The organism is Pseudomonas sp. S5D5 (assembly GCF_003013355.1).
Lineage (GTDB): Bacteria > Pseudomonadota > Gammaproteobacteria > Pseudomonadales > Pseudomonadaceae > Aquipseudomonas > Aquipseudomonas aylmerensis.
The window spans coordinates 2,497,735-2,519,826 of the sequence record NZ_PTEO01000001.1; the positions used below are offsets into that span (position 1 = coordinate 2,497,735).

General features: G+C 61.7%; 17 protein-coding genes. 11 read left to right on the top strand and 6 right to left on the bottom strand.

All coding sequences use genetic code 11. The features are described 5' to 3' along the window. Nucleotides 1–14: 14 nt before the first annotated feature. On the bottom strand, nucleotides 15–1,346 hold the full coding sequence (locus C9990_RS11710; protein WP_106803384.1) for a substrate-binding domain-containing protein: 1,332 nt from the start codon (nucleotides 1,344–1,346) through the stop codon (nucleotides 15–17). A gap of 114 nt (nucleotides 1,347–1,460) precedes the next feature. Continuing rightward, the gene (gene xthA / locus C9990_RS11715; RefSeq protein WP_065901056.1) at nucleotides 1,461–2,273 is read right to left on the bottom strand and encodes an exodeoxyribonuclease III; all 813 of its coding nucleotides are present in this window, start codon (nucleotides 2,271–2,273) and stop codon (nucleotides 1,461–1,463) included. Between the two features lie 169 nt (nucleotides 2,274–2,442). On the opposite strand from xthA, the gene C9990_RS11720 reads away from it, so the two are divergent. From C9990_RS11720 to C9990_RS11750, 7 genes are all read left to right on the top strand, one after another. Continuing rightward, on the top strand, nucleotides 2,443–3,093 hold the full coding sequence (locus C9990_RS11720) for an N-acetyltransferase (protein WP_106803385.1): 651 nt from the start codon (nucleotides 2,443–2,445) through the stop codon (nucleotides 3,091–3,093). Between the two features lie 64 nt (nucleotides 3,094–3,157). Then, nucleotides 3,158–4,885, top strand: coding sequence for an autotransporter assembly complex family protein (locus tag C9990_RS11725; RefSeq protein WP_106803386.1), 1,728 nt, complete (start codon nucleotides 3,158–3,160; stop codon nucleotides 4,883–4,885). Next, nucleotides 4,885–8,556, top strand: coding sequence for a translocation/assembly module TamB domain-containing protein (locus tag C9990_RS11730; RefSeq protein ID WP_106803387.1), 3,672 nt, complete (start codon nucleotides 4,885–4,887; stop codon nucleotides 8,554–8,556). The genes C9990_RS11725 and C9990_RS11730 overlap by 1 nt, the downstream gene beginning before the upstream one ends. A gap of 213 nt (nucleotides 8,557–8,769) precedes the next feature. Beyond that, entirely contained in the window at nucleotides 8,770–9,243 is a 474-nt protein-coding gene (locus C9990_RS11735) for a MarR family winged helix-turn-helix transcriptional regulator (RefSeq protein WP_065901046.1), read from the top strand. Next, nucleotides 9,240–10,691, top strand: coding sequence for an efflux transporter outer membrane subunit (locus C9990_RS11740; RefSeq protein ID WP_106803388.1), 1,452 nt, complete (start codon nucleotides 9,240–9,242; stop codon nucleotides 10,689–10,691). The genes C9990_RS11735 and C9990_RS11740 overlap by 4 nt, the downstream gene beginning before the upstream one ends. A gap of 15 nt (nucleotides 10,692–10,706) precedes the next feature. After that, the gene (locus C9990_RS11745) at nucleotides 10,707–11,927 is read left to right on the top strand and encodes an efflux RND transporter periplasmic adaptor subunit (protein WP_065901042.1); all 1,221 of its coding nucleotides are present in this window, start codon (nucleotides 10,707–10,709) and stop codon (nucleotides 11,925–11,927) included. Next, nucleotides 11,927–13,456, top strand: a complete 1,530-nt coding sequence (locus C9990_RS11750; RefSeq protein WP_065901037.1) for a DHA2 family efflux MFS transporter permease subunit — start codon at nucleotides 11,927–11,929, stop codon at nucleotides 13,454–13,456. Before C9990_RS11745 ends, C9990_RS11750 begins: the two co-directional genes overlap by 1 nt. Before the next feature lie 1,127 nt (nucleotides 13,457–14,583). On the opposite strand, the gene lpxH is transcribed toward C9990_RS11750, so the two are convergent. Then, a complete protein-coding gene (lpxH, locus tag C9990_RS11760; protein WP_106803389.1) occupies nucleotides 14,584–15,333 on the bottom strand; it encodes a UDP-2,3-diacylglucosamine diphosphatase in 750 nt (249 codons plus the stop codon). Continuing rightward, entirely contained in the window at nucleotides 15,330–15,833 is a 504-nt protein-coding gene (locus C9990_RS11765) for a peptidylprolyl isomerase (protein ID WP_003211783.1), read from the bottom strand. The genes lpxH and C9990_RS11765 overlap by 4 nt, the downstream gene beginning before the upstream one ends. Before the next feature lie 248 nt (nucleotides 15,834–16,081). Between C9990_RS11765 and C9990_RS11770 the strand changes: the two genes are divergently transcribed. Further along, entirely contained in the window at nucleotides 16,082–17,782 is a 1,701-nt protein-coding gene (locus C9990_RS11770; RefSeq protein WP_106803390.1) for a glutamine--tRNA ligase/YqeY domain fusion protein, read from the top strand. Nucleotides 17,783–17,797: 15 nt separating this feature from the next. Then, nucleotides 17,798–19,186, top strand: a complete 1,389-nt coding sequence (gene cysS, locus C9990_RS11775) for a cysteine--tRNA ligase (RefSeq protein ID WP_065901022.1) — start codon at nucleotides 17,798–17,800, stop codon at nucleotides 19,184–19,186. A 459-nt stretch (nucleotides 19,187–19,645) separates the two neighbouring features. Here the strand turns inward: cysS and C9990_RS11780 are convergent, their stop codons facing one another. After that, nucleotides 19,646–20,152 carry a dihydrofolate reductase gene (locus C9990_RS11780; protein ID WP_106803391.1) on the bottom strand — a complete coding sequence of 169 codons (507 nt, stop codon included), beginning with the start codon at nucleotides 20,150–20,152 and terminating at the stop codon, nucleotides 19,646–19,648. 24 nt (nucleotides 20,153–20,176) lie between these two features. Next, a complete protein-coding gene (locus C9990_RS11785; protein WP_106803392.1) occupies nucleotides 20,177–20,740 on the bottom strand; it encodes a dihydrofolate reductase family protein in 564 nt (187 codons plus the stop codon). A 113-nt stretch (nucleotides 20,741–20,853) separates the two neighbouring features. Between C9990_RS11785 and lepB the strand changes: the two genes are divergently transcribed. Together lepB and C9990_RS11795 are read left to right on the top strand one after the other, a co-directional pair. Next, the gene (gene lepB / locus C9990_RS11790; protein WP_106803393.1) at nucleotides 20,854–21,522 is read left to right on the top strand and encodes a signal peptidase I; all 669 of its coding nucleotides are present in this window, start codon (nucleotides 20,854–20,856) and stop codon (nucleotides 21,520–21,522) included. A 50-nt stretch (nucleotides 21,523–21,572) separates the two neighbouring features. After that, nucleotides 21,573–22,031 carry an HIT family protein gene (locus C9990_RS11795; protein ID WP_106805635.1) on the top strand — a complete coding sequence of 153 codons (459 nt, stop codon included), beginning with the start codon at nucleotides 21,573–21,575 and terminating at the stop codon, nucleotides 22,029–22,031. Nucleotides 22,032–22,092: the final 61 nt, after the last annotated feature.

The following is a 22,092-nucleotide window of genomic DNA, read 5'->3' on the forward strand; positions in this document are numbered from 1 at the left end:
TTGCTTGGCGCTTTTCAGTACACCCACACCTCCACCCGCCGATTCTTGATCCGTCCCTCGTCCGCCGTATTCGCCGCCACCGGCATCTGCGCGCCGAACCCACGGATATCGCGCAGTACCACGCCGCTCTTGACCAGCTCACGGCGCACCGCCATCGCGCGCAACTTCGACAGCAGCGCGGCGCGCTGCGGGTCGTTCTTGGCGTCGCCGAAACCCACCAGCGTCACTTGTTTATCCAGCTTTTCATGGCTTTTCAGGTACGTCACCACGCGCTGCAGATCCTGGCGCGCCTTGTTGTCGAGGCTTGCGCTGCCTTCCTCGAAACGAAAATTCACCGTCAGCCGCTGGGCCTCACGGGCGATGGCCTGATAATCCTCGGGCATCGATGGACGTGGCTGCACCGCGATCGCCTGCACCTGCTGTGCGATAAACCCGTTGGCCGCGACGATCGCCTGGCCCTTGCTGGTCTGGGTGAAGTCCACCAGCGCCTTGGCCCAGGGGTTGTGCCCGGACGGCGGCAGGTAAAAGAACAAGCGGCGCGACAGCGGGTAATCCTCGGTAGCGATCAGGCTATTGAGCGCCAGCATCGGTTGCGAATCGCCGTCGACAATCGCCACCGCCTTGGCCTGGCGCACGTAGGGCAGGCCGATGAAACCGATGCCCTGGGGATCCTGGCTGATCGCATCGGACAGCGCTTCGCTGGACTCGAAACGCTTGGCTGACGCGACGAGAGGCTTGCTGCGCCGATTCAGCACCAGTTCCTTGAACGTGTCGTAAGTGCCGGATTGATCATCGCGCGCGTACACGTGAATGGGCCCGCCGATGCCACCGAGGGCCTCCCAGGTGCTGGCTTCGCCGTTGAAGATCTGCGCCAGTTGTTCGGTGTTCAACGTGTTCAGTGCGTTTTGCGGGTTGAGGATGATGGCCAGGCCGTCGATGGCGATCACCTGCTCGGCGCCGGGGCTTTTCAGGTCGCCCAAGGGTTCGAGGTCCACCAGCTCGCTGTCCTTGATCGGACGCGACGACGCTGCAAGGTCGGCGCCGGCTTTTTTCAGTGCGGCAAATCCGGTGCTGGAGCCGTGGGCCGCGACTTCGATGGTCACGGTCTTGCCCTGGCGCGTCTTGCCGATGACCCGCTGTTCATTGGCGCCATCGCCAGGTTCGCTGTGCACGCTCTGCAAGCCTTGATGTTCCATCAAGCCCTTGACCAGCGCGGGGCCGAGCGCCGCACCGATGGTGTTGGAGCCCTGGATGCGCAAGGCGGGGCCTTGCTCGGGAACGGGGAGGGAAGCAGCGACAGCGAAGAGAGGAAAAAGGGTCAGCACTAACAGAACGCGCAGCATCATGCCGGCACCTTCTCAAGCCAAAGGGGGTGCGGCGAGATTAAGTCAGCAAGATTGCATTCATGTGACGAGCACCCGTAGGAGCCGGCAAGCCGGCTCCTACAGTGGAGCGTGTGGTCAGCTCAGTTCAAGCCAGATCGGCGCATGGTCCGACGGTTTTTCCAGCCCGCGCAATTCGTAATCCACCCCGGCATCCTTGACCCGTGGCACCAGGCCATTGGATGCGAGGATCACGTCGATGCGCAGCCCGCGCTTGGGCTCGTCTTCAAACCCGCGGCTGCGGTAGTCGAACCAGCTGAAACGGTCGGCCACGTCCGGGTTGAGGTGGCGGAAGCTGTCCACCAGGCCCCAGTTCTTCAGGCGTGCCATCCACTCGCGCTCTTCCGGCAGGAAGCTGCACTTGCCGGTTTTCAGCCAGCGTTTGGCGTTGTCGGCGCCGATGCCGATGTCGCAATCTTCCGGGGAAATATTCACATCGCCCATCACCACCAGTGCCTGGTCATTGCTGAACTGGCTTTCCAGCAGTTGCTGCAAGTCTGCGTAGAAGCGCTGCTTGGCCGGGAACTTGGTGGGGTGGTCACGGCTTTCGCCCTGGGGGAAATAGCCGTTCATGATGGTGACCGGCTGGCCGTTCTCGTCGGCGAAGGTGCCCCAGATAAAGCGGCGCTGGGCGTCTTCTTCATCGCTGGCAAAACCTTTGTGCACGCTCAAGGCTTCTTTGCGCGACAGCAGCGCCACGCCGTAGTGACCTTTTTGCCCGTGGTAGTACACGTGATAGCCCAAGGCCTGCACTTCGGCGAGGGGGAACTGGTCGTCGTGGACCTTGGTTTCCTGCAGGCCGATCACGTCGGGCTGGTGTTTTTCAATCAGCGCCGCCAGCTGATGAGGGCGGGCGCGCAGCCCGTTGATATTGAAGGAGACGATTTTCATGGTCGGCAGTCCAGTCCTGGCAAAAGGGCGATGCTAGCGGACAAGTCGGACGGGGGCCAGCGTGGCGGTAGGACAGATGCACTGCTAATGTCTGGGAACGACTGATGCTGCGTAGGTTCGTACCCATAAGAACGCCACCTTTTGAGTGGTGCCCAGGGAGATTGACTGTATGCCTGAAACCTCGACTGCCATTGCCGATATTCGCCTGCTCAACAGCGGCTATTCCCGCGAGGCCCGCTCCCTGCTGTACCAGGCCTATCGGCATGAGCCGACGTTCGCCTACATTTTTGAGGCCGAGCGCCCAGGCTATGAACAACGGGTCCGTGCCACCGTGCGCGAGCTGGTCAAGCAGCACTTTTTCCAGAAACTGCCGGCGATTGGCCTGTTCATCAACGACCGCCTGATCGGCATCGCGTTGATCGCCCCCCCGCAACGGCGTCTGGGGATCACCGAAAGCTGGGCCTGGCAGCTGCGCATGTGGTTGAGCACCGGTGTACGCGGCACCCGTCGCTACCTCGAATACCATCAGGCGGTGTTGGCCTGCCTGCCCAGCGAATCGGTGCATGTGCTGCCGCTGCTGGGCATTCATCCGCAATTCCAGTGCAAGCATTACGGCGAGCAACTGCTGGAAGCCGTGCACAATTGGTGCGCCGAAGACCCGCATTCGTCCGGTGTGGTGCTGGATACGGGGAATTCTCGCTATCTGGAGTTCTACAAGCGTCAGGGCTACGAGGAAATCGGCGAAGTCGCTATAGGACCTGTCCTTGAGCACGTTTTTTTCCACCCCAATCCGCAGGTGTTACATGCTGCAACGGCTTAAGACAGAATTATTCAGACAATTCTGAGTTCAAAGAGTCTCCCTTGCTCGTGTAGCATCCGCGCCTATGAAGTTTCCAGGAAGATTTACCAGCGGCTTGGTTCTGCTGTTCACCAGCTGCGGCGCATTCGCGCAAAGCGAATTGGACGTGCGGATCAAGCCATCAAACGACGCGTTGAAAGCCAACATCGAAGGCTATATCGGCGGGGTGGGCGATCGTGATGAAGAGGCCTTGCTGCGGTTCAGCCGTGGCGCCGAGGAGCAGGCGCGCAAAGCCGCGCAGGCACTGGGTTTCTATCAGCCACTGATCGAGAGTGATGTGAAGGGCGGCAAGAACCCGCGCCTGATCCTCACCATCGACCCCGGCGAGCCGGTGCATTTGCGCAACGTGACCATTCGGGTCGACGGTCCTGCCGCGAACCTCAAGACGTTTCGCGTGCCCGCCAGTGACGACCTCAAATCCGGCGCCGTGCTCAACCACGGCCATTACGAAGACGCCAAGCGCCTGATCCAGAACCAGGCGTCGCGCTACGGCTTTTTCAGCGGGCGCTTTACTCGCCAGACACTCTCGGTTGACCCGCAGGCCGGCGTCGCCGATATCGAACTCATCTATGACAGTGGCCCGCGCTACACCCTGGGCAAGGTCAGCTTTGCCGGCGATACGCCGTTTGACGAAGACCTGCTGCAACGCATGGTGCCGTTCAAAAGCGGTGACCCCTACGATTCCGAACTGATCGCCGAACTCAACCAGAACCTGCAGGCCAGCGGCTTTTTTGAAGGCGTGCGCGTGGACGCCGCCCCGGCGGCCTCGAGCAAAGACGTGATCCCGGTGGCCGTCAACCTGCAAACCCGCAAGCCGCGCACCATGGGCCTGGGCTTGGGTTTCTCCACCGACGTCGGCCCGCGCGGCAAGGCCAACTGGACCCGTCACTGGGTCAACCCCCAGGGCCACAGCTATGGTTGGGAGGCCGAACTGTCGGCGCCACGCCAGAACGTCGGCCTGTGGTACGACATTCCGCTCGACCCGCCGCTCACTGATAAATTGCGCTTCGCCGGCGGTTACCAGAATGAAGAGATCGCCAATACCGACACCTTGAGTAAATTGCTCACCCTCGGCCCTGAATGGCACAGCAAGTTGCCCAGCGGCTGGACCCGCGTGATCTCGCTCAAATACCAGCGCGAAGAATATCGGTTGGGCAATGACTCCGGCCTCAGCAACCTGGTCATGCCCGGCATCAGCTATTCCTACCTGCGCAGCGATAACCGCATCGACCCGCACAACGGCTACCGCCTGCAGTTCGACACCAAGGTCGCGAAGGAGGGCCTGGGCTCCGACACCAACCTGCTTTACGGCACGGCCATGATCAAGGGTTTGACCACCCTGTGGGACAACCACCGGTTCCTGGCCCGGGCCCAGGTCGGCGGCAGCGCGACCAATGGCTACAAGTCGGTGCCGCCGTCGCTGCGCTTCTTCGCCGGTGGCGACCAGAGCGTGCGTGGTTACGAGTACCAGACGCTCTCGCCTGAGAACGACCGCGGCGACCGTATCGGCGGCCGCTACATGGTGGCCTTGAGCGCCGAGTACCAATATTCCATCGCCGAGAAATGGCGGATCGCAACCTTTATCGACCAGGGCAACTCGTTCAATTCCCTGGAGCTGCCCAGCCTCAAGACCGGTGTCGGTGTCGGCATTCGCTGGGTCTCGCCGGTGGGGCCGATCCGCCTGGACCTGGCCCATGCCCTGGAAGACCCGGGCGGCGTTCGTTTGCACTTTTCCATGGGGCCTGAGCTGTGATGCGTGGTGTGAAAATAGCGGGGCTGGCCGTACTGGCAATCCTCGCCGTGCTGTTGCTGGCACTGTGGGCAATCCTCGGCACCCAGGCCGGCAGTCGCTGGGCCCTGGGGCGTGTGCCGGGGTTGAGCGTGGAGAATTTCCAAGGCCATTTGGGCGGCCAGTGGAGCGCCGACCATCTGCTGTGGGCGCAAGACGGCAGTCGTGTCGAGCTGAAGGCGCCGACCTTGGATTGGTCACCGGCGTGCCTGTTGCGCATGACCGTGTGCATCAATCGCCTGGACGTGGATCAAGTCAGCCTGCAGTTTGCGCCCAGCACCGAAGAGAGCAGCGGTCCGATTCAATTGCCGGATCTGAAGTTGCCCGTTTCCATTCAATTGGGCGACGTTCGCGTCGGCAGCCTGCTGTTCAATGGCAGCGAGGAACTCAAGGGCCTGCAGCTGGCAGCGCACTGGACCGCCGCCGGGATGCAGATCGACTCGGTGCACCTGCAACGCGACGACCTGGTGCTGGACCTTGCTGGCCTGCTGCAACCCAGCGGCGACTGGCCGTTGACCGCCAGCGGTGACCTGAGCCTGCCTTACGCCCCCGGCGGTGCGCCGTGGAAAGTGGCGCTCAAGGTCGAGGGCGATTTGCTCAAGACCCTCAAGCTCGACGCCGACAGCAGCGGTTACCTGCCGGCCAAACTGCGCGGCGAGCTGCAACCCCTGGCGGAAAACCTGCCCGCGCAGTTGCACATCACCGCGGATGGCTTCAAGCCGAGCGCCGATTTGCCCGACACCCTGCAACTCAATCAACTCGACCTCAGCGCCAAGGGCGACTTGAGCAGCGGCTACCAGCTGCTGGGCAAGGCCGTGCTGCCGGCGGAAAAGGGCCCGGTGGACCTGCTGTTGCAAGGCAAGGTCGACGCCAAGGGCGCGCAGATCGCCGGCCTCGACCTGAATGCCGGTGACCGCCAGAGCCTGAAGCTCACGGCGCAACTGGACTGGCAACAAGGCTTCAGCGCCGAGGCCAGGATCGATTGGCTGGACTTCCCGTGGCATCGCCTGTACCCGCTGATCGACGAGCCGCAGGTCGTATTGCGCACCTTCAACGGTGAAGTCTCCTACAAGGACGGCAACTACCTCGGCAATCTCAAGGCCGACCTCGACGGCCCGGCCGGCAAGTTCACGGTGGTCACGCCCTTCAGCGGCGACCTCAAGCAAGTGTTCCTGCCCGAGCTGAAACTCAGCGCCGGCCAAGGCAAGGCCGAAGGCCACCTGAACCTGCAGTTTGCCGACGGCATCGCCTGGGACACCGCGCTGGACCTGTCGGCGCTGAACCCGGCGTACTGGGTCGCCGAGTTGCCCGGCACCCTGGCCGGGCCGCTGCGCAGCCAAGGTGAATTCAAGAACGAACAGCTCAAGCTCAACGCCGACCTCGACCTCAAGGGCCGCCTGCGCGGGCAAACCGCCGTGCTGGCCGCCAAGGCCGAAGGCGCGGGCGAGCAATGGACCCTGGCCAACCTGGATATTCGCCTGGGCGACAACCGCATCAACGGCAGCGGCAGCCTGCAGCAACGCCTGGCCGGGCAGATCGATATCAAGCTGGCACGCCTGGCCCAGCTGTGGCCGCAGCTGCGTGGGCAGGTCAATGGCCGGCTCGACGTGGCCGGCAGCCTCCAGGCGCCGCAAGGCAAGCTCGACCTCAAGGGCCAGCAACTGGCATTCGCCGATAATCGCCTGCAAAGCCTGAGCCTGGACGCCAACCTGGACAGCGCCCAGCGCGCCAGGATCGACCTCAAGGGCAGCGGCATCCAGGCCGGCGACACCCAGGTCGGCACCCTTACGGCCAGTGCCCAAGGCGATATCAAGAGCCAGAAGGTCCAATTGGACCTGGCCGGTCCGTTGGTCAAACTGGCCCTGGCCCTGGATGGCAACCTCGATAAAGGCAACTGGCGCGGGCGCCTGGCCAGTGGCGATGTGCAAGCCGGGGGCCAGGACTGGAAGCTGCAGGCCCCGGCAAAAATCGAGCGCCTGGCCGACGGCAAGCTGACATTTGCCGCGCACTGCTGGGTGTCCGGCGCGGCCAGCCTGTGCGGTGAAGACCAGCGCCTAATGCCCGAGCCGAAGTTGCGCTACCACCTCAAGCAGTTCCCCATCGACAGCCTGGCGGCGTTTTTGCCCAAGGACTTCGCGTGGCAGGGCAAGCTGAATGCCGACGTGCAACTCGACCTGCCCGACAGCGGGCCCAAAGGCGTGATCTCGGTGGATGCCAGCGGCGGCACCATGCGCGTCAAGGACAAGGACCAGTGGCTGGATTTCCCCTATGACACCCTCAAGCTGGAAACCACCCTCAACCCCAAGCGCATCGACACCCAGCTGAACTTCCGTGGCGGCCAGCTCGGCGAGCTGTTGCTGCAGGCGCAGATCAATCCACTGCCGAAAAACAAGCCGATCACCGGCAACTTCAGCCTCACTGGCCTCGACCTCGCCGTGGCGCGGCCGTTTGTGCCGATGGTGGAAAAACTCACCGGCAAGCTCAACGGCAGCGGGCGGATTTCCGGCGGATTGCTGGCGCCGCAGGTCAACGGCAACGTCAACCTGGTGGGCGGTGAAGTGTCCGGGCCGCAACTGCCGGTCAGCCTTGAAGGCCTGAACGTGCAGGCGCTGATTGCCGGCGAGAGTGTGCAATTGAATGGCGCCTGGCGCAGTGGCAAGGCCGGGCAGGGCAGCCTCAAGGGCCAGATCGACTGGGGCCAGGCGCTGGTGGTGGACCTCAGCCTGCAAGGCTCGCAACTGCCGGTCACGGTAGAGCCTTATGCGGTGCTGGAAGTGGCGCCCGACCTGAAGATCAGCCTGAAGAACGACAAACTGGCGATTGCCGGCAAGGTGCAGATCCCGCGCGGCGACATCACCGTGCGTGAGCTGCCGCCGTCGACGGTCAAGGTCTCGGACGACACGGTGATCGTCGGCAGCCAGACCGAGGAGGGTAAGCCGCCAATGGCGATGGCCATGGATATCGACGTCGCGGTGGGCGAGGACAAGCTCAACTTCGCCGGCTTCGGCCTGACTGCCAAGGTGCAGGGCCATGTGCACATCGGCGACAACATGGACACCCGTGGCGAGCTGTGGCTCAACGACGGCCGCTACCGCGCCTACGGGCAGCGACTCGATGTGCGTCGCGCACGCCTGCTGTTCGCCGGGCCGATTGACCAGCCCTACCTGGACATCGAAGCGGTCCGCAAGACCGACGACGTGGTCGCCGGTATCCGCCTCAGCGGCAGCGCCGAGCAGCCGACCACGCAGATCTTCTCGGAGCCGGCGATGAGCCAGGAGCAGGCGCTGTCCTACCTGGTACTGGGGCGCCCGCTGAGCAGCACGGGTGAAGACAACAACATGCTTGCCCAAGCCGCCCTAGGCCTGGGGCTGATGGGCAGCGCCGGGGTGACCTCGGACATCGCCAACAAACTCGGTATCCAGGATTTTGACCTCGACACCCAGGGCAGTGGCACCACCACGGCGGTGGTGGCCAGCGGCAAGATCACCGAGAAACTCAGCCTGCGCTACGGGGTCGGGGTGTTCGAACCGGCCAGCACCATTGCCTTGCGTTATCTGCTGAGCAAGAAGGTGTACCTGGAAGTGGCGAGCGGCGTGGCCAGCTCTCTGGATATCTTCTACAAGCGCGATTTCTGACCTTCCCCTGTTGCCGGCGATAGCGGTTCATCAGTCGATCTTTTCATTGACTGATACACCGCCATCGCCGGCAAGCCTGCGCCTGCAGTTGCGGTTTTCTGCCGCCTGTCAGCTAATTAGCAAGCAAGCTAATTATTCCATTTGACATTCGCTGCCTAAGCAGTAACATCTCGTCATACATTCACTGCCTAGGCAGTAATAAGGTGACTTCCGATGAAACACTTCACCCCTGACAACTTCCACAACTGCCATCTCGGCCTGTTGCTGGGCCGCGCCGCACTGCTCAAAGACCGCATCATCGACACCCATATGGAACCCCATGGCATCACCGCCGCGCAGTTCAAGGTGCTGATCATCATGGCCCAGTACGGCGTCGACACCCCGGCGGAGCTGTGCCGCAACCTGTCGCTGGACAGCGGCTCGATGACACGCATGCTCGACCGCCTGGAGCAAAAGGGCCTGCTGGGTCGCAAGCGTTCCGAGCTGGACCGCCGCCAGGTGCAGTTGGTGCTGACCACCGAAGGCCAGCGCCTGGCGGACATGCTGCCGCACATCGGCGCCGATGCGCTGAATCAGTTGGCCGGCGCCCTGGAGCCCGGTGAGCTGCAAACCCTGGAAAAGATCCTCAAGAAAATTCTGATAGCTGCCGGTGATCCCATCACCCTGCAGCGGGTAGGTAAAGAATGAACACACGTGCCCTTAGCCTGGTGCTGGTGGCCATGAGCATGGCCGGTTGCGCCAACTTCAGCGGCCTCGACACCCAGGGCCAGCGCCTCGACGCCAATACCTTGCAGGCCGGTAAGTCCTTGAGCGGCGTGACGCTGTCGAGTGCTGCCTGGCCCACCGCCGACTGGTGGAAAAGCCTGGGCGACCCCCAGCTCGACGGCCTGATCCAGGAAGCCCTGCAGAACAGCCCCGACATGCAAGTGGCCGGCGCCCGTGCCCATCAGGCCGAAGCCGCTGCCTATGCGGCGAATGCCGCTCGCATGCCGACCCTCGACGCCAGCGCCGGTGTGAGCCGCTCACGCCTGGCCAAGGATCAGGACCCGCTGGGGCAGGGCGATGCCTACGCCACCGTGCGTAATATCGGCGCCAGCTTCAATTACAACTTCGACCTCTGGGGTGGCCAGCGCGCCGCGTGGGAAGCCGCGCTGGGCCAGGCACGTGCCGCCGAAGTCGACCAGCAGGCCGCGCGCCTGACACTCGCCGCCAACGTGGCCAAGGCCTACAGCGATTTGGGCCAGGCGCATATCGTGCGTGACCTGGCCAATGATGACCTCAAGCGCACCCGGCAAATGCTCGACCTGGGCAAGCGTCGGCTCAACTCCGGCATCGACAGCCAGTACCAGTACCAGCAGACCGAAAGCCTGGAAGCCAGCTCCCAGTCGCAACTGATCGATGCGGAAAAGCAACTGCAGAGCGCCAAGATCGCCCTCGCCGTGCTGCTCGGCAAAGGCCCGGACCGTGGCGGTGAGTTGACCCGTCCCAACGTGCTGAAACCCAGCGCCGTGGCGGTGCCTTCGGTATTGCCGGCCGAATTGCTCGGCCGTCGCCCGGACCTGATCGCCGCGCGTTGGCGCGTGGAGGCGGCGAGCAAGAATATCGCCGCCGGCAAGGCCAACTTCTACCCCAACCTCAACCTGAGCGCGAGCGCCGGGGCCGAGTCGTTGCTGGGTGACGCGATGTTCGGGTCGGCCAGCCGCTTCTTCAGTATCGCGCCGACGATCTCGCTGCCGATCTTCGACGGTGGCCGCCTGCGCGCCGACCTCGACGCCCGCGACGCCGACTACGACCTGGCGGTGGCCCAGTACAACAAGACCCTGGTGCAAGCCCTGGGCGATATCGGCAACACCCTGTCGCAACTGCGTGACACCGGTCGGCAGATCCAGGCCCAGCAACATGCCGCGGACATTGCCCAGCAGTCCTACGACACCGGGGTGCAGCGCTACAGCTCCGGCATCGGCAACTACCTGGATGTGCTGAGCATCGAGCAGCAGTTGCTGCAGGCCCAGCGCCAGCTGGCGACGCTGAATGCAGCGCAGATCGATCTGTCGATTCAATTGATGCAGGCCCTGGGTGGCGGCTACAGCGCCAACAAACTGGCAGCGACCACCCCAGCCACACGCACGGAATAATTTGAGGTATTTGTCATGGCCACTGCCGAAAACACCAACGCAAGCGAACAACCCAAAGCCACCGAACAACCCAAAACGGACAACAACCCGCGTAAACGCAAGATCATGCTGATCGGCCTCGCGCTGATCGTCATCCTCGGCGTGCTGGGCGTGTGGGGCTGGTATGAGCTCTACGGCCGCTTCAATGAAAGCACCGACGACGCCTATGTGAACGGCAACGTGGTCGAGATCACCCCGTTGGTCACCGGCACCGTGGTCAGCATTGGCGCCGACGATGGCGACCTGGTCCACGAAGGCCAGGTACTGGTCAACTTCGACCCGAATGATGCCGCCGTCGGCCTGCAAAGTGCCCAGGCCAACCTGGCCCGCACCGTGCGCCAGGTGCGGGGTTTGTACAGCAACGTCGACGGGATGAAAGCCCAGGTGCTGGCGCAGCAAGCCAATGTGCAGAAGGCCCAGGACAACTACAACCGTCGTAAGAACCTCGCCGCGGGCGGCGCGATCTCCCAGGAAGAACTCTCCCACGCCCGTGACGACCTGACCTCGGCGCAAAACGCCCTGGCCAACGTGCAGCAGCAGTTCAAGACCACCAGCGCGCTGGTGGACGACACCGTGATTTCGTCGCACCCGGACGTCCAGGCCGCCGCCGCGCAACTGCGCCAGGCCTACCTGACCAATGCGCGCAGCACCTTGATCGCGCCGGTCACCGGCTACGTGGCCAAGCGCACCGTGCAACTGGGCCAGCGCGTCCAGCCGGGCACTGCGCTGATGGCGGTGATTCCGCTGGACCAGCTGTGGATCGACGCCAACTTCAAGGAAACCCAACTGCGCGACATGCGCATCGGCCAGCCGGTGGATATCGAGTCGGACATCTACGGCAGTGACGTGAAATTCAGCGGCACCGTGGACAGCCTGGGCGCCGGTACCGGCAGCGCGTTTGCCCTGCTGCCGGCGCAGAACGCCACCGGTAACTGGATCAAGATCGTGCAGCGTGTACCCGTGCGTATCCACATCAACGCCGATGAGCTGGCCAAGCACCCGCTGCGAGTGGGCTTGAGCACCGTGGTCAATGTCGACCTGCACGACCAGAGCGGCCCGGTCCTGGCGCAGCAGGCGCCGCAAAAGGCTTCGTTCACCACCAACGTGTATGACCGCCAACTGGCCGAGGCTGACGCCATGATCACGCAGTTGATCCATGACAACAGCAGCGCCGCACCCAAGGCTGCGCAACGCTAATGAGCAATAACGCCTCCTTCACGCCACCCAGCCTGTTGATGGCCACTATTGGCCTGTCGCTGGCGACCTTTATGCAGGTGCTCGACACCACCATCGCCAACGTGGCGTTGCCGACCATTTCCGGCAACCTCGGCGTGAGTTCGGAGCAGGGCACCTGGGTGATCACCTCGTTTGCGGTGAGCAACGCGATTGCCTTGCCGCTGACCGGCTGGTTGAGCCGGCGCTTTGGCGAGGTGAAGCTGTTCCTGTGGGCGACCCTGCTGTTTGTGCTGGCGTCGTTCCTGTGCGGTATTTCCACCTCGATGCCCGAGCTGATCGCCTTTCGGGTCGTGCAAGGCCTGGTTGCCGGGCCGTTGTACCCGATGACCCAGACGCTGCTGATCGCGGTCTACCCGCCGGCGAGGCGCGGCATGGCCCTGGCGTTGCTGGCGATGGTCACGGTGGTGGCGCCGATTGCCGGGCCGATCCTCGGCGGCTGGATCACCGACAGCTACAGCTGGCCGTGGATCTTCTTCATCAACGTGCCCATCGGGATCTTCGCGGTGATGGTGGTGCGTTCGCAGCTGAAGAAACGCCCGGTGGTCACCAGTTACCAGCCGATGGACTATGTGGGGCTGTTGAGCCTGATCGTCGGGGTCGGCGCCTTGCAGATCATCCTAGACAAGGGCAACGACCTGGACTGGTTCGAGTCCAACTTCATCATCATCGGTGCGGCGATTTCGGTGATTGCCCTGGCGGTGTTCATCATCTGGGAACTCACCGACAAGCACCCGGTGGTCAACCTGCGGCTGTTCGCCTACCGGAACTTCCGCATCGGCACCATCGTGTTGATCCTGGGGTATGCGGGCTTCTTCGGTATCAACCTGATCCTGCCGCAGTGGCTGCAAACGCAGATGGGCTACACCGCGACCTGGGCCGGCCTGGCGGTGGCGCCGATCGGCATCCTGCCGGTGCTGATGTCGCCGTTTGTCGGTAAGTACGCACACAAATTCGACCTGCGCCTGCTGGCAGGCCTGGCCTTCCTGGCGATTGGCTTGAGTTGCTTCATGCGGGCCGGCTTCACCAACGAAGTGGACTTCACCCACATTGCCCTGGTGCAGCTGTTCATGGGCATTGGCGTGGCGCTGTTCTTCATGCCGACCCTGAGCATCCTGATGTCCGATTTGCCGCCCCAGCAAATTGCCGACGGCGCCGGCCTGGCGACCTTCCTGCGGACCCTGGGCGGCAGCTTCGCGGCCTCGCTGACCACCTGGATCTGGATTCGCCGCGCGGACCAGCACCATGCGTACATGAGCGAAAACATGACCACCTACGACTCGGCCACCCGCGACGCGCTGCAAGCGCTCGGTGGGGCAGGGCACAAGGCTTATGCGCAGCTGGACCAGATCCTCACCAGCCAGGCGTACATGATGTCCACCGTGGACTACTTCACGTTGCTGGGGTGGATGTTCATGGGCTTGATGTTGCTGGTATGGCTGGCCAAGCCGCCGTTCGGCGCGAAGGCCGGGCCGGAAGCCTCCGGGCACTGATACCCGGATCATCCCGAGCCTTGCAGGACCCGGCTTGCTGGCGATGGCGGTGGTTCAGTCGATAAATCTATTGACTGACAGACCGCCTTCGCAGGCAAGCCAGCTCCCACATTGAGGTCGCTGTTCACAAGGGATGCGCGGTGTTTGGGAATAAGGCACCGGGCAACGCCAGTTGCGGCTTCACAACCTCAAGCTGAGACAGCACGCGGTCAACAAAGGTGGGAGCGGGCTTGCTCGCGAAGGCGCAGGATCAGTCGATAAATGAATCGACTGACACACCGCCTTCGCAGGCAAGCCAGCTCCCACATTTGGATCTCTGTTCACAAGGGATGCGCGGTGTTTGGGAATCAGGCGCCAGGCAATGCCCACTGCGGGTTCACAACCTCAACCTGAGACAGCACGCGATCAACAAGGTGGGAGCGGGCTTGCTCGCGAAGGCGCCGGATCAGTCGATAAATGAATTGACTGACACACCGCCTTCGCAGGCAAGCCAGCTCCCACATTTGGATCTCTGTTCACTAGGGATGTGTGGTGTTTGGGAATCAGGCGCCAGGCAATGCCCACTGCGGGTTCACAACCTCAAGCTGAGACAGCGCGCGATCAACAAGGTGGGAGCGGGCTTGCTCGCGAAGGCGCCGGATCAGTCGATAAATGAATCGACTGACACACCGCCATCGCCGGCAAGCCAGCTCCCACATTTGGATCTCTGTTCACAAGGGATGTGTGGTGTTTGGGAATCAGGCGCCAGGCCATACCCACTGCGGGTTCACAACCTCAACCTGAGACAGCACGCGGTCAACAAGGTGGGAGCGGGCTTGCTCGCGAAGGCGCCGGTTCAGTCGATAAATGAATGGACTGACACACCGCCTTCGCAGGCAAGCCAGCTCCCACATTGAGGTCGCTGTTCACTAGGGATGTGTGGTGTTTGAGAGTCAGGCGCCAGGCAGCGCCAATTGCGGGTTCACAACCTCAACCTGAGGCAGCACGCGGTCAACAAGGTGGGAGCGGGCTTGCTCGCGAAGGCGCCGGATCAGTCGATAAATGAATCGACTGACACACCGCCTTCGCAGGCAAGCCAGCTCTCACATTGAGGTCGCTGTTCACAGGGGATGCGTGGTGTTTGGGAATCAGGCACCGGGCAACGCCAGTTGCGGGTTCACAAAGTCAAACGCCGCCAGCTGAAACCCTTGCTCATCCACCTGCAAGGCCCAGCCTTGCTTGTCCCAGTCCCCCAGCACGATGCGCTTGGCCGCCTGGTCTCCAATCTGCAACTTATGGATGGCCGGGCGGTGCGTGTGGCCGTGGACCAGGGTGCGCACGCCGAACTGCTGCATCACCCTGGGCACTTCCTCGGGGGTGACGTCGACGATGTCGTTGGTCTTCATGCGCGTTTGCGCGCGGCTTTCACTGCGCAGCTTGCGCGCCAGCTTGTGGCGGGTGCGCAGCGGCAGGTGGCGCAGGATAAACAGCACGATCGGGTTACGCAGGATGCGCCGCAGCTTCATATAGCCAAGGTCGCGGGTACAGAGGCTGTCGCCGTGCATCAACAGCACAGGCTCGCCATGGAGCTGCACGACACTCGGGTCCTTGAGCAAGGTGGCGCCTGCAGCTTTGCAGAACCCCTTGCCGATGAGGAAATCACGGTTGCCATGCATGATGAAAATCGGGGTGCCGCTGTCGCTCAGCTCGCGCAGGGCTGCGCAAATCGAGCGCTGGAAGGGCGTCATCCCATCGTCGCCAATCCAGGCTTCGAAGAAGTCCCCCAGAATGTACAACGCCTGGGCGCCACGGGCGCGGTTGTGGAGCAGATCCAGAAACGCCCGGGTGATGTCCGGGCGCTCCTCTTCCAGATGCAAATCTGAAATCAGCAATATCACTCAACGATCTCGGCTTTCTCGACGATCACGTCTTCTACCGGAACGTCCTGGTGACCGGCTTTACCGGTGGTCTGCACGCCTTTGATCTTGTCGACGACGTCCTGGCCTTCGGTGACTTTACCGAACACTGCATAGCCCCAGCCCTGCACGTTCTTGCCGCTGTGGTTCAGGAAAGTGTTGTCGGCGACGTTGATGAAGAACTGCGCGGAGGCCGAATGCGGCTCCATGGTACGGGCCATGGCGACGGTGTACTTGTCGTTGGAAAGGCCGTTGTCCGCTTCGTTCTGGATGCTTGGACGCTTGTCTTTCTTTTCCTTCATGCCAGGCTCGAAACCGCCGCCCTGGACCATGAAGTTGCCGATGACACGGTGGAAAACAGTGTTTTCGTAGTGGCCGGCCTTAACGTATTCGATGAAGTTGGCGACGGTGATCGGCGCTTTCTCGGCGTTCAGCTCGATGACGATGTCACCGTGGTTGGTGGTCAGTTTGACTTGAGTCATGTTCACTACTCTTTTCAGGGAATTCGTGGGTTTGGACGCCTGCGCGCCTTACCAGGTTGGCGAAATCGCGGCCAAGGCGCGCAGTTTAGCGTGCCCGGCAGGAATTTCGAGGTGGTTTTTTACCGCCCGTGCATTAAATGCAGCAGTTTTTGGCCACGCTCTGTCAGCGGCTTGACCGCTTCGGCTATGATAAGCCCTTTGTTTTACTTGGCCCCAACCGGCCACGAACCTGTCTGTTCAAGGATCCTATGAGCAAGCCCACTGTCGACCCTACCTCGAATTCCAAGGCCGGACCTGCCGTCCCGGTCAATTTCCTGCGCCCGATCATCCAGGCGGACCTGGATTCGGGCAAGCACACGCAGATCGTCACCCGCTTCCCGCCAGAGCCCAACGGCTACCTGCACATCGGTCACGCCAAGTCGATCTGTGTGAACTTCGGCCTGGCCCAGGAGTTCGGTGGCGTCACGCACCTGCGTTTCGACGACACCAACCCGGCCAAGGAAGACCAGGAATACATCGACGCCATCGAAAGCGACATCAAGTGGCTGGGCTTCGAATGGTCCGGTGAAGTGCGCTACGCCTCGAAGTATTTCGACCAGTTGTTCGACTGGGCCGTCGAGCTGATCAAGGCCGGCAAGGCTTACGTCGACGACCTGACCCCGGAGCAAGCCAAGGAATACCGTGGCACGCTGACCGAGCCGGGCAAGAACAGCCCGTTCCGCGACCGTTCGGTGGAAGAGAACCTCGACTGGTTCGCCCGCATGCGCGCCGGTGAGTTCCCGGACGGCGCCCGCGTACTGCGCGCCAAGATCGACATGGCCTCGCCGAACATGAACCTGCGCGACCCGATCATGTACCGCATTCGCCACGCTCATCACCACCAGACCGGTGACAAGTGGTGCATCTACCCGAACTACGACTTCACCCACGGTCAGTCGGACGCCATCGAAGGCATCACCCACTCGATCTGCACCCTCGAGTTCGAAAGCCATCGCCCGCTGTACGAGTGGTTCCTCGACAGCCTGCCGGTGCCGGCGCACCCGCGCCAGTACGAGTTCAGCCGCCTGAACCTGAACTACACCATCACCAGCAAGCGCAAGCTCAAGCAACTGGTCGATGAAAAGCACGTGCACGGCTGGGACGACCCACGCATGTCGACGCTGTCGGGTTTCCGCCGTCGCGGCTACACCCCGGCATCGATCCGCAATTTCTGCGAGATGGTCGGCACCAACCGCTCCGACGGTGTGGTCGACTACGGCATGCTCGAGTTCAGCATCCGTCAGGACCTCGACGCCAACGCCCCACGCGCCATGTGCGTGCTGCGTCCGTTGAAAGTCGTGATCACCAACTACCCGGAAGACAAGGTCGACCACCTCGAACTGCCGCGTCACCCGCAGAAAGAAGAACTCGGTGTGCGCAAGCTGCCGTTCGCGCGTGAGATCTACATCGACCGCGATGACTTCATGGAAGAGCCGCCAAAAGGCTACAAGCGCCTGGAGCCGAACGGTGAAGTGCGCCTGCGCGGCAGCTACGTGATCCGCGCTGACGAAGCGATCAAGGACGCCGACGGCAACATCGTCGAACTGCGTTGCTCGTACGACCCGGACACCCTGGGCAAGAACCCTGAAGGCCGCAAGGTCAAGGGCGTGATCCACTGGGTGCCGGCCGCTGCCAGCATCGAGTGCGAAGTGCGCCTGTACGATCGTCTGTTCCGCTCGCCGAACCCTGAAAAGGCCGAGGACAGCGCCAGCTTCCTGGACAACATCAACCCTGACTCCCTGCAAGTACTCACTGGTTGTCGTGCCGAGCCATCGCTTGGCGACGCACAGCCGGAAGACCGTTTCCAGTTCGAGCGCGAAGGTTACTTCTGCGCGGATATCAAGGACTCGAAACCAGGCGCTCCGGTATTCAACCGTACCGTGACCTTGCGTGATTCGTGGGGCCAGTGATTTAAGGGATTTGTCGTGCTAACGATCTACAACACACTCAGCAAGACCAAAGAAGTCTTCAAGCCGCTGGATGGCAACAAGGTGCGCATGTACGTGTGCGGCATGACCGTGTACGACTACTGCCACATCGGCCATGGCCGCAGCATGGTTGCCTTCGACCTGGTGACGCGCTGGTTGCGCTTCAGCGGTTATGACCTGACCTACGTGCGCAACATCACCGACATCGACGACAAGATCATCAATCGCGCCAACGAAAACGGCGAGTCGTTCGACGCGCTGACCGAGCGCATGATCGCCGCGATGCACGAGGACGAGGCCCGCCTCAACATCCTCAAGCCGGACATGGAACCGCGTGCCACGGACCACATCCCTGGCATGCACGCGATGATCCAGACCCTGATCGACAAGGGTTACGCCTACGCCCCGGGCAATGGTGACGTGTACTACCGCGTCGCCAAGTTCATGGGCTACGGCAAGCTGTCGCGCAAGAAAATCGAAGACCTGCGCATCGGCGCACGCATCGAAGTCGACGAAGCCAAGCAGGATCCGCTCGACTTCGTGCTGTGGAAAGCCACCAAGCCCGGCGAGCCGAGCTGGGAGTCGCCCTGGGGCGCCGGGCGTCCGGGCTGGCACATCGAGTGCTCGGTGATGTCCACCTGCTGCCTGGGCGAGACCTTCGACATTCACGGCGGCGGCAGCGACCTCGAGTTCCCGCACCATGAAAACGAAATCGCCCAGAGCGAAGCCGCCACCGGCAAGACCTACGCCAACGCCTGGATGCACTGCGGCATGATCCGCATCAATGGCGAGAAGATGTCCAAGTCCTTGAACAACTTCTTCACCATTCGCGACGTGCTGGCAAAGTACCACCCGGAAGTCGTGCGTTACCTGCTGGTGTCAAGCCACTACCGCAGCGCCATCAACTACTCGGAAGACAACCTCAAGGACGCCAAGGGCGCCCTGGAGCGTTTCTACCACGCGTTGAAAGGCCTGCCCGCCGTGGCCCCGGCCGGCGGCGAAGGTTTCGTGGCGCGCTTCACCGAAGTCATGAACGACGACTTCGGCACCCCGGAAGCCTGTGCGGTACTGTTCGAGATGGTGCGCGAGATCAACCGCCTGCGCGAGAGTGATCTCGACGCAGCGGCGGGCCTGGCGGCGCGCTTGAAAGAGCTGGCCAGCGTGCTCGGCGTGTTGCAGATGGAAGCCGATGACTTCCTGCAAGCCGGCGCCGAAGGGCGTGTGGATGCGGCTGAAGTCGATGCGTTGATCCAGGCGCGCTTGACCGCCCGTACCAATAAGGACTGGGCGGAATCCGACCGTATCCGTGACCAACTGACCGCGATGGGTGTGGTGTTGGAAGACGGGAAGGGTGGGACGACGTGGCGGTTGGCTGATCAGGCTTGATTGGTAAACGCTGAATGGAAAACGCCCCGACTGGTTCGGGGCGTTTTTTTTTGCATGCCGGTTTAACGGCTCACTCGATCCATTGTGGGAGCGGGCTTGCTCGCGAAGGCGGTGTGTCAGTCGCTAATGTGCTGACTGAAAAACCGCGTTCGCGAGCAAGCCCGCTCCCACATTTTTTACCGTGTCCACTTCGCGAGTTCTTCGGTTTCCGATTTATCTGTGAAAAGCCAAATGCTTGCCAGCGCTTGAGCTGACGCCAGGTCCTCCGTAGCGTTGACCGGCAGCGTCTGGGTACGATAAACACGCCATAGCCTTCAACGGACGGCTATGGTTTTTCAGAAGGGTTTAGTCAATGGATTGTTGGCAGACACGCGGCCGATCCGCAGATGTCCCCAATCCAAATGTAGGAGCTGGCAAGCCAGCCCCTACAGTTTTCAGCGTGGCCGCTTCATTGCGTCGTTATCTACGCCTGACGTAGTCCACCCATTCGTACTCAAGGCCCTCGTGCTGTCGGACGCCATGGCGGCAGACCTCAACGAACTCATCCTCAAAACGCGGAAACCTGGCTTCACCCTCGTGATCATCGTTGAACAGGGTCAGGTACAGCCTGTCCACAAGGTGTATCGCTTGGTCATAAAGCTCTGGCCCGCCACCGATATGAATTTCCTCGGGGGTGTAGAGGGCTGCGCGTTCTAGTGCCGCTGCCAGGGATTGGCAGGCGATCGCGTGCTCGTGCACATAGTCAGGGTTTCTGGACAGCACGATGTTGGGCCGATCGGCCAATGGCCTACCGCTGAGGGCAATGACCGACTCGAAGGTTTTTCGGCCCATGATGACCGGCTTGCCAATCGTCTTGGCAGCGAATCTGCGCAGATCATCCGGCACCATTCGCAACAGCCCGCTGGCTTTGCCGATGGAGCGATTACGGCTGCCTATGCCTGCGACCAATGCGAGGGGTGGGTTCATGGTCTGTTCCTTCAGAGAAATCCATTATTGCGCGGCGTGAGCGCCTGACATTACTTGATACCGACTTTGCACAAAACCATTGTCCGACACGTAGGTGCCAACATGCTGCAGCTCCTGCTCACTGCCAACCTGGCTGAACAGTGGAATGCCTTGCCCCAGCAAAACCGGGATACGCGTAATGATCAGCTCATTGACCAGGCCCGCTTCAAGAAACGCCTGGATCGTCTGGCCACCGTCGATATAGAGGTGCTTCATACCGCGTTCGGCTAACGTTGCCACGAGTGAGGTGACGTCTCCTGCCATGACCTCGACCTTGCCCTCCAGGTGCGCAGGGATCTGCAGAGGCTGATGGGAGAGGGCAATGACGGGAGTGCCCTCGTAGGGCCAGTCCGGGAAGGACAAGACTTTCTCCAGGGTTTTGCGACCCATTACGAGTGCATCGACCGTGGCGATGAAGGATTCATAGGTCACGCCGTTCAACTCGGCGGTTTCGTATTCAGGTCGGTGCAACCATTCGATATCACCGTCTGGACGGGCAATAAAGCCGTCGATGCTGGTTGCGATAAAAACGGAACAGCGGATATCCATGGCGAAAACTCCTTTTTAGTGCGCTTTGACGCTAATACTCATTTAATCCTCGCGTGCCACAACCGGGCGTCCGAGAAACAATCCTGATGCCCTTTTCTGTCGTGCGAGGATGTATGCGAAGTTGGTTGATCCGTTACCGTTACGCAATCATTTTCTGGATATGCTTCGGCGTTTTCCGTACCTCCCTGGCAGACTGGAATCCGATTCCCTCCGGCTCCATGCGCCCGACCTTGCTGGAAGGCGATGTGGTGCTGGTCAATCGCGTCGCGTATGACCTCAAGGTCCCGCTCACGGACATTTCCCTGGCCCACCTCGATAACCCCCAGCGCGGCGATGTGGTGACGTTTTCGTCACCCAAGGATGGCATGCGCCTGATCAAGCGGATTGTCGGCGTTCCCGGCGACACCCTGGAAATGCGCGATGAAGTGCTGTGGGTCAACGGTACGCCAGCCACCTACAGTGATGCGCAGGACATCAGCGAGCCAATTGTCCCAGGTCATACGGTACCTGGGATCAAGCTGAACGAATTGGCCGCCAACCGCCAGCGTACTGTGCAGTTCATGCCGACGGTGCGGGCGATGCGCAATTTCGCGCCAGTGGTGGTGCCGGCCGACAGCTATTTCATGCTGGGGGATAACCGCGATAACAGCGATGACTCGCGATACATCGGCTTTGTGTCACGTCGGCTGTTGATCGGGCGGGCGCATCACGTGCTGGCGTCGGCGCAGATCCTCGATGATTGGATGCCACGGTTTCGCAGGTTTGGCGCGTCGATCTTGTAACGGAATCTGTGCTATCTGAAGGGCAACAAGAGCCACTGATGGAGATTCAAATGACGTGTATTTTCTGCAGCATTGTTCAAAAGACCTCCCCAGCGCACATTCTGTGGGAAGACGACCAGCATATGGCGTTTCTTTCGATCTTTCCCAACACACCGGGTTTCAGCGTGGTAATCCCCAAGCAGCACTACGGCAGCTATGCGTTTGCGCAGTCGGATGAGGTGTTGGCCGGGCTTGCTATCGCCGCGAAGAAGACTGCGCAACAGATCGACCGCGCGTTTCCCGATGTGGCCCGTACGGGGATGATTCTTGAAGGGTATGGAGTGGATCATTTGCATGCGAAGCTGTTTCCCATGCATGGGACGGGCGGGGACAGTACCTTCAAGCCCATCAGCTCCAAGGTGGAGAAGTTCTTCGAAGCCTATGAGGGCTATATCTCGTCCCACGATTTCGTGCGGGCGGATGATGCCGAGCTAGCGGAGTTGGCGGCGCACATCAGATCATTTGTCTAATGCAAAACCAAATGTGGGAGCGGGCTTGCTCGCGAATGCGGTGGGTCAGTCGCTGATGTGC

Excerpts from the sequence above, each read along its gene's own strand:
- C9990_RS11710 (WP_106803384.1), bottom strand. The coding sequence starts at position 1,346 with ATGATGCTGCGCGTTCTGTTAGTGCTGACCCTTTTTCCTCTCTTCGCT.
- xthA (WP_065901056.1), bottom strand. The coding sequence starts at position 2,273 with ATGAAAATCGTCTCCTTCAATATCAACGGGCTGCGCGCCCGCCCTCAT.
- C9990_RS11720 (WP_106803385.1), top strand. The coding sequence starts at position 2,443 with ATGCCTGAAACCTCGACTGCCATTGCCGATATTCGCCTGCTCAACAGC.
- C9990_RS11725 (WP_106803386.1), top strand. The coding sequence starts at position 3,158 with ATGAAGTTTCCAGGAAGATTTACCAGCGGCTTGGTTCTGCTGTTCACC.
- C9990_RS11730 (WP_106803387.1), top strand. The coding sequence starts at position 4,885 with ATGCGTGGTGTGAAAATAGCGGGGCTGGCCGTACTGGCAATCCTCGCC.
- C9990_RS11735 (WP_065901046.1), top strand. The coding sequence starts at position 8,770 with ATGAAACACTTCACCCCTGACAACTTCCACAACTGCCATCTCGGCCTG.
- C9990_RS11740 (WP_106803388.1), top strand. The coding sequence starts at position 9,240 with ATGAACACACGTGCCCTTAGCCTGGTGCTGGTGGCCATGAGCATGGCC.
- C9990_RS11745 (WP_065901042.1), top strand. The coding sequence starts at position 10,707 with ATGGCCACTGCCGAAAACACCAACGCAAGCGAACAACCCAAAGCCACC.
- C9990_RS11750 (WP_065901037.1), top strand. The coding sequence starts at position 11,927 with ATGAGCAATAACGCCTCCTTCACGCCACCCAGCCTGTTGATGGCCACT.
- C9990_RS11765 (WP_003211783.1), bottom strand. The coding sequence starts at position 15,833 with ATGACTCAAGTCAAACTGACCACCAACCACGGTGACATCGTCATCGAG.
- C9990_RS11770 (WP_106803390.1), top strand. The coding sequence starts at position 16,082 with ATGAGCAAGCCCACTGTCGACCCTACCTCGAATTCCAAGGCCGGACCT.
- C9990_RS11780 (WP_106803391.1), bottom strand. The coding sequence starts at position 20,152 with ATGAACCCACCCCTCGCATTGGTCGCAGGCATAGGCAGCCGTAATCGC.
- C9990_RS11785 (WP_106803392.1), bottom strand. The coding sequence starts at position 20,740 with ATGGATATCCGCTGTTCCGTTTTTATCGCAACCAGCATCGACGGCTTT.
- lepB (WP_106803393.1), top strand. The coding sequence starts at position 20,854 with ATGCGAAGTTGGTTGATCCGTTACCGTTACGCAATCATTTTCTGGATA.
- C9990_RS11795 (WP_106805635.1), top strand. The coding sequence starts at position 21,573 with ATGACGTGTATTTTCTGCAGCATTGTTCAAAAGACCTCCCCAGCGCAC.